This is a genomic window from Candidatus Angelobacter sp. (assembly GCA_035607015.1).
Classification (GTDB): domain Bacteria; phylum Verrucomicrobiota; class Verrucomicrobiia; order Limisphaerales; family AV2; genus AV2.
Map to the genome: position 1 here is coordinate 1 of DATNDF010000035.1, position 11,287 is coordinate 11,287.

The following is an 11,287-nucleotide window of genomic DNA, read 5'->3' on the forward strand; positions in this document are numbered from 1 at the left end:
CGTAGCAACGCCGCCATGCGCCGATACCCGTAGCGCGGATGTTCCGCTGACAGCTCCAGGAGCCTTTTGCTTAACTGCTCTTGCGCAGGTGTTGGCGGCCGCCCGCGATAGTTAAACGTCGAACGGGCCAGCCGTAGAATCTTCTACGCGCAAGGCGTGAAGGCGAACGTCCTGTTCTTCGACCGCAAACCCGCGCAGGAAAAATCGTGGACGCAGAAGCTCTGGATTTACGACCTGCGCACCAACATGCATTTCACGCTCAAGGAGAACACGCTGAAGCGAAGTGATCTGGATGATTTTGTAAATTGTTACTTCGGGTGTAGCGGCGCTTCTGTGAAGCGCGAACGAGTCGGCTCGCAGAGCCAACGCTACAACCGCCACAATCGTGTCGAGACAGAGCGCTTCAAATCATTCACCTACGAGGAGCTGAGCAAGCGCGACAAGGTGAACCTCGACATCTTCTGGCTAAAGGACGATGCCCTCGAAGAATCCGCCAACCTCCCTGCCCCGGAAATCATTGCCGCTGACATTACCGCCGACCTCGAAGCGGCGATGGAACAGTTCGCGACCATTGCGGAGGATTTGAAGAAGTGAAACTCGCCGCCCTCCTCGACCGCGCGTGGACTCCCTCCCCGCCCGCTCGGCGGGCTGCGCCCTTTCGCTTCGCCAAATTCGTCTCGCACGTTCCCAACGCGCTCGGCTCAAAGGAAAATTATGAGTACTAGCGAGAGTAAGTGGGTTCATTCACTCATCCCTCGGTTAACCAACGCCCTGAAGAAGCATCATGCGTCTGGCTTGGAAATAGGGGTGAGTGATGCACGAAAGTTGCCGTACACCTGTGAAATACACGGATACAGCGATGACGGTTCGAGCACAAAGAACATTTCCAGTTATCAAACCGATCTGTTGTTCTTCGATATCCCAAGGAGTGATCGGTGGATTCCAAGGGTTGTGGTCGAGTGCAAGCTTGGCCGAATTTCAACGCATGATGCCCTAACCTACAGTGCCAAAGCGGCTACGCATAAGCATGTGCATCCCTATTTGCGCTATGGAATCCTCGCTGGCGAGCGCGAGCATTATGCGATTCCTGTTCGGCTGGTAAAGCATGGCACATATTTTGACTTCATGGCGACTTGGCGTGCTGCGAGGCCGACGGCGGGCGAGTGGAGGGACTTTTGCGCGCTGGTCGTCGACGAGGTCAAAGCTTCCCGAGCCATGCAGGAGCTGTTGACAACAAACCGCTCTGCGAAGCGAAGGAAGTATCACACCCTCCATCGCCCTCTCTTGTTAAGATGAGTGCATTTGGTTTGACCGTAGGTGGTGGTGGCACGCTGGGCGCGCTGAAACGTCTGCAACTGCAGGCTGCGTGCCCCCACGCGGCGTCCGGGCGAAACCCCAAAACGCCGGGTCACCCAACCCGGCCCAAAACATGGGAGCTTGACGTTATAACATTTGTGATTACACTGGCGGCATGATTCTCGAATTGAAATTACGCAAGGTGGGCAACTCGGTGGGCGTCGTCCTGCCGAAAGAGGCGCTGGCGCACTTGAACGCGGACGAGGGCGACACGGTGTCGGTCACAGACGGGCCGGATGGCAGCTTGCGAATGAGTCCGCACAAGGCCGCAGTCGCGCGCCAGATGGAAGCGGTGCAGGACGTGATGAAGCGGTATCGTCACACCATGCGCGAGCTGGCCAAATGAAGGAGCCGACGTGGGTGTTGCGGGAGGTGGTGTTCTTGCTGCACGAGCAATCGCTGGCGCAGTTCGGCGGTTCGGGGGGAGTGCGCGACGAGGGTTTATTGGACTCCGCGCTTGGCAAGCCGCAGAACCTTTTCGCCCACGGCAAGCCGGGTTTGTTTGACCTCGCGGCCAGTTATGCTTTCGGCCTCGTGAAGAATCATCCGTTCATTGACGGGAACAAGCGCGCGGGCTTTGTCGTGGCCGTGCTTTTTCTCGAACTTAATGGCTACAAGTTTGAGGCGACCGAAGTGGATGCGGCTTTGCGCACGCTGGCGCTCGCTGCCGGAGAAATGTCGGAAGCGGCTTACGCGGGATGGTTGAAGTCCAATTCAAAACGCGCATGAGCAATCCAACGGCCCTCGTCCAAAAGCTACGGAACTACGGCAACATTCTTCGCGGCGCTGGTCTGACATTCGAGAAGCAGTCTAAAGCGACCAGCCCTTGCGGTATTTGCGATGGAGCAGCGCGCTGGCCGGTTTTGAATTCAGGATTTTGCCGCTCAGCGTGTCGTATTCAATCGGGCCTTCCACCAGCGTCGCCAGATTGGCGAGTTGGGCCAGTTCCGTGAGCGGGCCGCCGATGTCGAAACTCGAGAAGGTCTTCCCGTTGCCCTTGCACGCTTCGATCCATTCCCATTGATGGCTCTGCACGCGCGGCAAAGTTTCCGGTGGTCCCCCTTTGAAATCTTCAAACTGTTTCTCCGGCAGCAACACGTAGCTGGCGTTCCAGGGATTGTCGGAATAAATCGATCCTTTCGATCCGACCAGCAAATCCCCCCAGCCACCCTGTTTGTATCCGAGCATCAGGTCCCCGGACGGTTTTTCCTTCGCATACCAGGTCAGTTTCACGGGCGGCAGTGCCCCGCGCGCGGGCAGGTCCATCACCACTTTTGATGAAGTCGGATACCCTTCCGCATCTCTTTCGGAGGGCCAGGCCTGGAGCCGGACGATCACCTTGCTTGAACCGGGATTCATCGGCTTCTGCCAGAGCTGTTCCAGATGCAGCGCGCGGAACATGATGTTGGCGGTGTGGCAGGCAAAGTCCCCGACGATGCCGCTGCCAAACGCGCGCCACGAGCGCCAGCTCGCGGGCACGTAAGCGGGGCTGTAAGGACGGCTCGGGGCCGGGCCCAGCCACAAGTCCCAGTTCAATCCTTCCGGCACCGGCGGCGTATCGGTCGGACGTTTCATCGGTCCGTTGCCGCCATCAAACCAGACGTGCGCCTCACGGACCTCACCGATGACACCGCCCCACACCAGTTCGACGGCCCGGCGGAGATGCCGTTCCGCGGAACCCTGGTTGCCCATCTGCGTGACCACTTTGTGGCGCGCGGCGGTTTCCCGCATCACCCGCGCTTCGTGGACGGTACGTGTCAGCGGCTTTTCACAATAGACGTGTTTGCCCCGCTTCATCGCCGCCACCGCGGCGACGGCGTGCGTGTGATCGGGCGTCGCGACCAGAACCGCATCAATCTGCTTTTCCATCTGATCGAACATTTGCCGGAAGTCCTGATACCGTTTCGCCTGTGGGTGTTTCTGGTAGATGTCACCCGCCCGCATGGCATCCACATCGCAGAGCGCGACGAGATTGTTGCCCATGCCGTGAAAGGCATCGAGACTGCCCCGGCCCTGGCCGCCGACACCGATTCCGGCGATGTTCAGCTTGCTGTTGGCCTCGTAGGCAAAGGCCAGCCTGCTGTTGCGGAGAATCAAAAGTCCGGCTCCGGCCGTGGCGGACTTGCGCAGGAAACTGCGGCGGTTAATGGCGGTTTTCATGGCGGAAAAGGGATCGTGCGGGTTTGCCGTGGTCATGTTGCGACCGTATCCCGCCGTCCGTGATGCGACAATGAAAATGCAGTTTCTGCGCCGTGGCGCGGAGGCAGACGTTCAGTCTGGTCACGGCGCTGGCCAACTGATTGACTCGCGTTCGAACGGAAACTTTCTTCTGCTCACCGTGTGCAAACGCCTCGCTATCGCGCGGCGAATCTGTCAGGATGCGCCCGCCCGATCATGCATTGCCGAACGTCGTTTTACATCGCTGCTCTTGCCTTGCTGTTGCCGGCGGCTGTACCGGCAGCGGACTGGCCGCAGTGGCGAGGGCCAAAGCGTGATGGGGTTTGGACCGAAACCGGCATTCTGCAAACGTTCCCGACGAATGGATTGAAGATTCGCTGGCGAACACCGGTGGGGCCGGGGTGGACAAGCCCAGTAGTGGTCCACGGCCGGGTTTACCTGACCGATATGCGGTTGGATAAGCCGAAGGCTTGGGAACGCATCCTGTGCTTCAAGGAATCGACAGGCAAGCTGCTCTGGAGTCGTGAGTATGAATTGGTTTACCCGGATTTTGCGTTCAACCCCGAGCAAGGCGGCGGTCCGGCCGCGACACTGATCGTCGAGGCCGGAAAAGTTTACTGGCAGGGCCGAAGCGGTCAGGTGGATTGTCAGGACGCGCGGAGCGGCAAAGTCATTTGGGAAATCCATTTGGACACGAAATACACAATCGGGATACTGAGTGTCCGTGCGTCACCGTTGATTGAAGGGAATCTTTTGATCCTGGTCGCCGGCGCCGTGCCGGGTGGCTGTGTCATCGCGCTCGACAAGCGGACGGGGAAAGAGGTTTGGAAGGCTTTGGATGACTCCAAGTCCAGCAGTTCACCGTTGGTCATCGCGGCCGGTGGCAAACGGCAGTTGATTGTCTGGACTAGCCAGGCCGTCAATTCGTTGAATCCTGAGACGGGCGAGACCTGGTGGCGAAAACCAATGGTGACGAGCAATAACGATTCAATACCCACGCCGGTTGTTGAGAAAAACCGGCTGCTGATTTCGGGTCTGATGCTGGAATTGGACGACACCCGGCCCGATGCCGGGGTGCTCTGGCCGGAAACGCTGGCGCCTTCCAAAAGGATTTTGAGCAATACTTCGACCCCACTTTTGCAGGGCGATTACGTGTATTCGGCGAAATCCAGCGGCGAGTTCGTCTGCCTGGAGGCCGGCACCGGCAAGCAGCTTTGGGGAACGACCAACGTGACGGCGCTGAAGTTTGGCGCCAGCATCCAACTGACGCCAAATGGTGACGAGACGTTTCTTTTCACCGACGAAGGTAACCTGATTATCGCGCGACTCGCCCCAGACGGTTACCACGAAATCAGCCGCGCGCATCTGCTCGAACCGACCTCGGATTTGATGACCCGAAAGTTTGCCTGGGTGCCGCCGGTTTATGCAAATCGCTGCATCTTCGCGCGCAACGACAAGGAACTGATCTGCGCTTCACTGGCGGCGAAGCGGTGAGTGACCGTTGCAGGCCCGCTGGCCTCAGCGGGCGCCGTGCGAACCGCCGCGTCAGGGGACGCGGCCTACAGAGGTACGATGATTGGCCCTGTGCGAAAAACCGAGACGACGCGACACGGTTGTAGGCCCGCTGCCCTCAGCGGGCGCGCGCGTCGAACCGCCGCGTCAGGAGACACGGCCTACAGATGCGCGATTGTTGAAGGCCGAGAGTTGGGAGAAGTCAAACCGGCATGACGTTGTAGGCCCGCTGCCCTCAGCGGGCGCACGCAAACCGCCGCGTCAGGGGACGCGGCCTACAGAGGTACGATGATCGGGCCTGAGCGAAAAACCGAGACGACGCGACACGGTTGTAGGCCCGCTGCCCTCAGCGGGCGCGCGTGAACCGCCGCGTCAGGGGACGCGGCCTACAGATGCGCGATTGTTGAAGGCCGAGAGTTGGGAGAAGTCAAACCGGCATGACGTTGTAGGCCCGCTGCCCTCAGCGGGCGCACGCGAACCGCCGCGTCAGGGACGCGGCCTACAGTTGAGATTTCGCCATTTCCCTGAGCCGGCGAATCTGTCAGGCTCCGACCGTTGCCACGAATATGAACTACAGGATAACTTTTCAGATCTCCACCGCGTTCGCGCTGATGTTGTGCCTGGCAGCCCGGTCAGCCGACTGGCCGCAGTTCCGCGGACCTTCTGGAAATGGTGTCTCTCCCGAGGACAAGGCTCCGCTGCACTGGGGACCGGAGAAAAACGTGCGCTGGAAAGCGACTCTTCCGGGCCCGGGCAACAGCAGCCCGATCGTTTCGCGCGGACGCGTCTTCGTCACTTGCGCGGAAGACTCGGGAAAGAAGCGGAACCTGTACTGCTTCGACCGCCGGACGGGCAAGGAACTCTGGGTGCGGACGGTTGGGTATCCGGTCGTCGAGCCAACATACCAGTCAAACCCATACTGCGCGTCAACTCCCGTCGCCGACGGCAGGCGTGTGGTGGTCTGGCACGGTTCAGCCGGGGTGTTCTGCTACAACTTCGACGGCAAAGAACTTTGGAAAACGGATCTCGGCGAGGTACGCAACGAATGGGGCTACGGTTCTTCGCCAATTCTTCATCGCGGAAAAATCATTTTGAACTTCGGTCCCGGGGACCGGGCGTTTTTATGCGCGCTCGATCTGAAGACCGGCAAACTGCTCTGGAAATACGACGAGCCGGGTGGCCCGAGCACCGTTCCCAAGGGGAACAGCGGCACGTGGTGCACGCCCATTGTTGCCCGGGTCGGCGGCAAGGATCAGATCCTTTGCAGCATGCTCACGCAGTTGGTTGCCTGCGATCCGAAGACCGGCGCGCGTCTGTGGTTTTGCGATGGCCTGGCGGAAAGCAAGGCTGATCTGATCTACCCGTCGCCCGTGGTCTGCGGCGAGATCGGCGTCGCGTTCACGGGCTGGGTCAACGGGCCAACAATCGGTTTCAAGCTGGGCGGCGTCGGCGACGTAACAACTTCCAACCGGCTCTGGCTGGAGAAGCAAACCCAACGGATTGGCTCCGGCGTGGTCGTGGGTGAAAACGTATTCATCGTCAACGCCGGACCGGGCACTGCTCAGTGCATCGAATGTCGAACCGGGAAAATCCGGTGGAGCGAGCGGCTCGAAGGCGGCGAAAGCTGGAGTTCAGTGGTAATGGCCGCCGGACGGCTTTATGTCACGAGCCGGAGAGGAGTCACGTCGGTCTTTTGGCCGAACCCGGACAAGCTTGAGCTTTTGGCCATGAACGATCTGGGCGAACCGAGCAATGCGACGCCGGCCATCTCTGACGGGCAGATATTTTTGCGCACCAACAGCCATCTCTACTGCATCGCGGAGGATCAGGTCGCCCGACAATGACTCAATGGCACGACCGCAGACTGTCGCGGGAAGAAATCCACGGCCTGACGGTTTGCCAAAAGGAAAAGGACTCGCCGAAGCGCCTGCACGCCGAGACCGCCGGCAGGCGGGGCCTGCACCCAACGTTGGCCGTCGTGCTCCCCGGCCACCTCGACCGCGCGTTCCAAGGAGGACCATGAAGACCGCGCCAATCCATTCCACCGTCGCGACGAACCGATGAACGCGCTGGACGTCTGGGAGTCACGGATCATGGCGTTGGACGCGAAGTTGCGGCCCCTTGCGCAACGGCCCGTGGACGTGACGCGTGCCGGCTGGGTCGAGCGCTTGCGCTCCGGCGTGCCGCCCCTGGACGAAGCGGACGCGCGGTTCGAGGCGGAAAAATTGCTCGGTGAATTGAGCGCGGCCTACGCCCAAGGCACCGAGGAAACCCGCAATGCGCTCCGGCGGATGTTCGCCGGGAATCGTTCGTTTGCCTGGGCGGTTTCCTGGGCGGAGAGGGCGGCGGGCGCGCCCGGCCTGCGGCAGCGGTTGATCCTTTTCTCGATGCAGGATCAGGGACAGGACAGCCGTGATGCGCTCCTGACGCTCGAAGAAATCTGTCGCGAAGCCGCGACTGCGGGCGTGGACATCGAACCGGCGCTTCGCGAAGTGGCCGACCTGTCGAGCGGCGTCAACAAATACGGGATGGGTTCCACACGCGACCTGTTGTTAAAGCATTGCCCGGCGCGATGAGCGGAATCCGTTTTTCATTCAAGCTCCGGCGCGCGACAGACGCGGGCGCGGGAAAGGGCGGGCCTGGCTGCTGTGGGGAGACAATGATCGCGAACGAATCAACAATCTGCCTTGTTTTGTCCGGTGGGCAGTTCTTGATCACTGTCACGCGCGGTGGATCACAAGCGAAGCTGGACCCGCTGAAACGCGCCGCCATTGAAAGATGAATCCTGAACACACCATTCATCGGGAAACAGCGCACAAGCTGGCGCGCCGGGCTTTGTTCAGTTTCATTGTGACGTTCGTCCTGGCGCGAGTGCTGGTGTTCCTGATCATGTCCAGACGGATGCCGAATCTTTATTTGTTCCTGAGCGGAACGCATGTTCACCATCTGAACTACGGCATTTTTCTCATGGCGACGGTTTGCGGTTACAGCGTGTTCCGCCGCCCGGTCGGCCGCCCGGCGGAAATCACGGCGCTGCTGTATGGCGTGGCCATGGGCCTCACGTTCGATGAGTTCGGGATGTGGCTGCATCTGGGCGGCAGTTACTGGCAGCGGGCAAGCGTGGACATGGTGATCGTGATCGCGGCGTTGTTCGGGCTGGTCGCTTTCGCGCGTTCCCTGAAACGATTTGAATCACGCCACTTTCGGGCGTTCGTCATCTTGCTGGTTGTGCTGGTGGGCTTTGGAATCGTCCTCTACACGACCGGAAACCGTCTCGGTGACGTGATGGGACCGACGCTCCATGATCTGGAATCGGCTTCTTCACCTTGAACGCAATCGGATGGGCACCCGCCGCACGACCCGCCCAACATCTGTATCCGGGCGTTTACCCCGAGAAAGTCCCGGGCGGAACGCACGCCGTACCGGGTGTCTCAACGGGTCCGTCGTCAAGAACCGGGACGAGCCGTCCGGGATGCCGCCTTTGTCAGGGCACGCTCACTGTTTCGCCTCCAGCGAGGCACAGACGACCTCCGCCTCGCTTCGCGCGAAGATGTGGCGGTTGGCAAAAGCCGGCGGCGCGTAAACAAATTTATACCCGTTGAACGGCCAGGTCGGATCAATCAAATGGCTGCGGCCAATTTCCCGATAACCCGTCGGGGACAATTCAGCGCGGATCAGGTTCCCTTCATCGGTGAATAAAAAATATCCGCCGCCCTGGGGAGTGATGTTGATGCTCGCCCCGTTCTTCGGCGTGGTCACCGTGTTGGTGCTCCAAACCTGCCGGCCCGTGGCCGCTTCCAGGCAGACCAGGTCGCCGGGGGACCTGCAGCTATAGATGTAATCCCCCTGCGGCATGGGGGTCGAGGTGTTGCTCAATATCCGTTTCGAGGGCACACGGTTTTCCGGCCAGCGAAAGCTCGCGGCGGGCGGAGGGCCGCTCAGTTCCATCATCAATCCGCTCACGAGCAATCGATTTCCCCAGAACACGGGCATGGCGACGTCGTCATTGTTGCTTGTGTTCATAAGCTCACGCCAGAAGGCGTGCCCGTTGGCGGGGTCCAGGGACACGAGGGATTTGTCGGTCCAGACAATCAACTGCCGCTTGCCGCCGGAAGTGATCGCGATGGGTGAACTGTTGGAAGCGTGCTCATCGAGCGCTTTCCATATTTCTTTTCCGGTCTTTTTATCCAAAGCCAGGACAGTGGCCCCGGGCCTGGCGCCCGTGAACACGATGAGCAGCGGGCCCTCGATCAACGGCGAAGGCCGGCAGCCCATCTCTTCCACCGTGTACTCCTGCCAGAGATTTTTCTCCCAGATGACCTTCCCGGTTTTTACGTCCAGGCAGTGGATGTAACCATTTGCGCCCACGACATAGATCCGCCCGTGCTCCACGATTGGAGTCGCCGTGGGACCGGCGCCCCGCTCGGGCACAAAAGTCCATTCCCCGTAATGCTCTTCGTAGCTGAAGACCCAAAGGACGCTTCCCGTCTTTACGTCGAAGCAATGCACGCGCTCCCGTGAGGTCGGTTTGGTCAATTCCACATCAAAGACAAAGGCCCTGCCCTGCGCCACCACCGGACTGGAGAACCCGCCGCCGACCGGGTGCCGCCAGCAGATTTTCAAACCTTCATTGGGAAACGATTCAAGGATTCCGGTTTCATTCCAACGGCCGTCTCGATTGGGTCCGCGAAACTGAGGCCAGTCCGCGGCGGCGACCACAGCCGCCGGCAGGACGATCCCCAGGACGGATGTCACCGTTGCCCTGAAAAAGAGCGCAACTAAACGGGCTTGCGTCATGGCCGGCATCGCGTCCTGCATACCAGACCACGTCGCACTTGCAAGGCGGCGCTCGGCGTCGGCCGTCCGATGCCGACCCGTCTTCCCGGCCCGCAGGTCCGCGAAAAAACTCCGCGCGGGCTTGAATGATTATGCGGTTGCTCCGACTTCCCGCACCCGGCATCCGCGGATTTGCTCACTGCGGCAAGGCGAAGGCCACGTAAGCGTCGCCGCTTTTGGTGCCCATCTTGCCGCCGCCGCAGGCGATGACCACGTATTGCCGCCCGTTGACCGAGTAGGTTGACGGTGTCGCGTAACCACCAGCGGGAAGCTTTGCCTGCCAGAGCACCTTGCCGGTCCGCTGGTCGAAAGCGCGGAACATTTCATCCTTGGATGCCGCGATGAAAATCACGCCGCCCGCGGTCACGATCGGTCCGCCGTAATTCTCCGTGCCCGTTGGAGGAATACCTTGCGCCGTCAGTTCCCGGTACTCGCCCAGGGGTGTCCGCCAGACATACTCTCCCGTGTTCAGATCAATCGCGTTCAGCGTGCCCCAGGGCGGCTTGACGGCCGGATACCCTTTCGGATCAAGCCAGCGGTTGTAGCCGGTGTGGGTGTAAGGCTCGCTGCCCAGGACATCGCCCTCCGGCGCGCCTGCCTGCGCGCTGGCATGATCACCCGGAGTTTCACCGAGCAGAAATCCGGCAACAGCGTCCTTCTGTGCGGTGGAAAGAAATCCAACCGACGGCATCACGCCGCGGCCGGTGTCCAGCAATTGAATGATCTCGGCTTTTTTCATTTTCTGGCCGATGTTGACCAGCGAAGGAAACGCCCGCGCAGGATCGCCCGCGCGGTTGACGCCGTGGCACGTGACACAAATTTGATTGTAGATCTGCTGGCCGCTTGACAGCGCGGCGCCCTCTTTTGTTTTTGTTTCCACCATTGAAAGGATCCACGGCATTTCATTTGCGTTCACGTAGAGGATGCCCTTCGCCGGGTCCACGGCTGCTCCGCCCCATTCCGCGCCGCCGTCAAATCCGGGAAAGATGATCGTCCCCTCGCGACTCGGCGGCATGAATTGCGCGTGCGGGCGCACCTTCACAAATCGTTCCAGCACGGCCTTGCGCGCCTCCGGCGAAAGGTCGGTGATTTCGTCCGCGGAAAAAATCTGGCGCGCAAACGGCGCGGGTTTGACCGGCAGGGGCTGCGTGGGCCAGGCCGATTCACCCTGCAGATCCGACGGTGGCACCGGGCGTTCTTCGATGGGAAACAGCGGTTCGCCGGTTTCGCGATTGAAAACGAAGACATGGCCGGACTTGGTCACCTGCGCGACGGCGTCGATTTTTTTCCCGTTATGCCGGACGGTCAGCAGATTGGGCGGTGCGGGAAGGTCGCGGTCCCAAAGATCGTGATGGACGAACTGATAATGCCAGAGTCGCTGGCCGGTAGCAGCGTCGAGCGCGAT

Annotated in this window: 9 protein-coding genes and 1 pseudogene; 7 read left to right on the forward strand and 3 right to left on the reverse strand. The window is 60.4% G+C overall.

Features of this window, described 5'->3' with window-relative positions; all coding sequences use genetic code 11:
- Nucleotides 1–138 precede the first annotated feature (138 nt).
- From VN887_01395 to VN887_01405, 3 genes and pseudogenes are all read left to right on the forward strand, one after another.
- Nucleotides 139–594, forward strand: a pseudogene (locus VN887_01395) (N-6 DNA methylase).
- Between the two features lie 877 nt (nt 595–1,471).
- Nucleotides 1,472–1,702, forward strand: a complete 231-nt coding sequence (locus VN887_01400; GenBank protein HXT38656.1) for an AbrB/MazE/SpoVT family DNA-binding domain-containing protein — start codon at nt 1,472–1,474, stop codon at nt 1,700–1,702.
- Nucleotides 1,699–2,085, forward strand: coding sequence for a type II toxin-antitoxin system death-on-curing family toxin (locus VN887_01405; GenBank protein ID HXT38657.1), 387 nt, complete (start codon nt 1,699–1,701; stop codon nt 2,083–2,085). The genes VN887_01400 and VN887_01405 overlap by 4 nt, the downstream gene beginning before the upstream one ends.
- Before the next feature lie 81 nt (nt 2,086–2,166).
- Here VN887_01405 and VN887_01410 read toward each other — a convergent pair whose 3' ends face one another.
- Nucleotides 2,167–3,516, reverse strand: a complete 1,350-nt coding sequence (locus VN887_01410; protein ID HXT38658.1) for a Gfo/Idh/MocA family oxidoreductase — start codon at nt 3,514–3,516, stop codon at nt 2,167–2,169.
- A 234-nt stretch (nt 3,517–3,750) separates the two neighbouring features.
- On the opposite strand from VN887_01410, the gene VN887_01415 reads away from it, so the two are divergent.
- The 4 genes from VN887_01415 (at nt 3,751) to VN887_01430 (ending at nt 8,376) form a co-directional block, all read left to right on the forward strand.
- Nucleotides 3,751–5,028, forward strand: a complete 1,278-nt coding sequence (locus VN887_01415) for a PQQ-binding-like beta-propeller repeat protein (GenBank protein HXT38659.1) — start codon at nt 3,751–3,753, stop codon at nt 5,026–5,028.
- Between the two features lie 584 nt (nt 5,029–5,612).
- Complete coding sequence (locus tag VN887_01420) at nt 5,613–6,890, forward strand: PQQ-binding-like beta-propeller repeat protein (GenBank protein HXT38660.1); 1,278 nt, start codon at nt 5,613–5,615, stop codon at nt 6,888–6,890.
- 216 nt (nt 6,891–7,106) lie between these two features.
- The gene (locus VN887_01425; GenBank protein HXT38661.1) at nt 7,107–7,622 is read left to right on the forward strand and encodes a hypothetical protein; all 516 of its coding nucleotides are present in this window, start codon (nt 7,107–7,109) and stop codon (nt 7,620–7,622) included.
- 202 nt (nt 7,623–7,824) lie between these two features.
- Entirely contained in the window at nt 7,825–8,376 is a 552-nt protein-coding gene (locus VN887_01430) for a hypothetical protein (GenBank protein ID HXT38662.1), read from the forward strand.
- A gap of 165 nt (nt 8,377–8,541) precedes the next feature.
- On the opposite strand, the gene VN887_01435 is transcribed toward VN887_01430, so the two are convergent.
- Both VN887_01435 and VN887_01440 read right to left on the reverse strand, forming a co-directional pair.
- Nucleotides 8,542–9,801, reverse strand: a complete 1,260-nt coding sequence (locus VN887_01435; protein HXT38663.1) for a PQQ-binding-like beta-propeller repeat protein — start codon at nt 9,799–9,801, stop codon at nt 8,542–8,544.
- Between the two features lie 217 nt (nt 9,802–10,018).
- On the reverse strand, nt 10,019–11,287 hold a 1,269-nt coding region (locus tag VN887_01440; protein ID HXT38664.1), incomplete at its 5' end, for a PQQ-binding-like beta-propeller repeat protein.

What these genes read in the sequence shown, in the direction of transcription:
- VN887_01410 (HXT38658.1), bottom strand. Translation starts at nt 3,516, where the DNA reads ATGAAAACCGCCATTAACCGCCGCAGTTTCCTGCGCAAGTCCGCCACG.
- VN887_01415 (HXT38659.1), top strand. Translation starts at nt 3,751, where the DNA reads ATGCATTGCCGAACGTCGTTTTACATCGCTGCTCTTGCCTTGCTGTTG.
- VN887_01405 (HXT38657.1), top strand. Translation starts at nt 1,699, where the DNA reads ATGAAGGAGCCGACGTGGGTGTTGCGGGAGGTGGTGTTCTTGCTGCAC.
- VN887_01425 (HXT38661.1), top strand. Translation starts at nt 7,107, where the DNA reads ATGAACGCGCTGGACGTCTGGGAGTCACGGATCATGGCGTTGGACGCG.
- VN887_01420 (HXT38660.1), top strand. Translation starts at nt 5,613, where the DNA reads ATGAACTACAGGATAACTTTTCAGATCTCCACCGCGTTCGCGCTGATG.
- VN887_01400 (HXT38656.1), top strand. Translation starts at nt 1,472, where the DNA reads ATGATTCTCGAATTGAAATTACGCAAGGTGGGCAACTCGGTGGGCGTC.
- VN887_01430 (HXT38662.1), top strand. Translation starts at nt 7,825, where the DNA reads ATGAATCCTGAACACACCATTCATCGGGAAACAGCGCACAAGCTGGCG.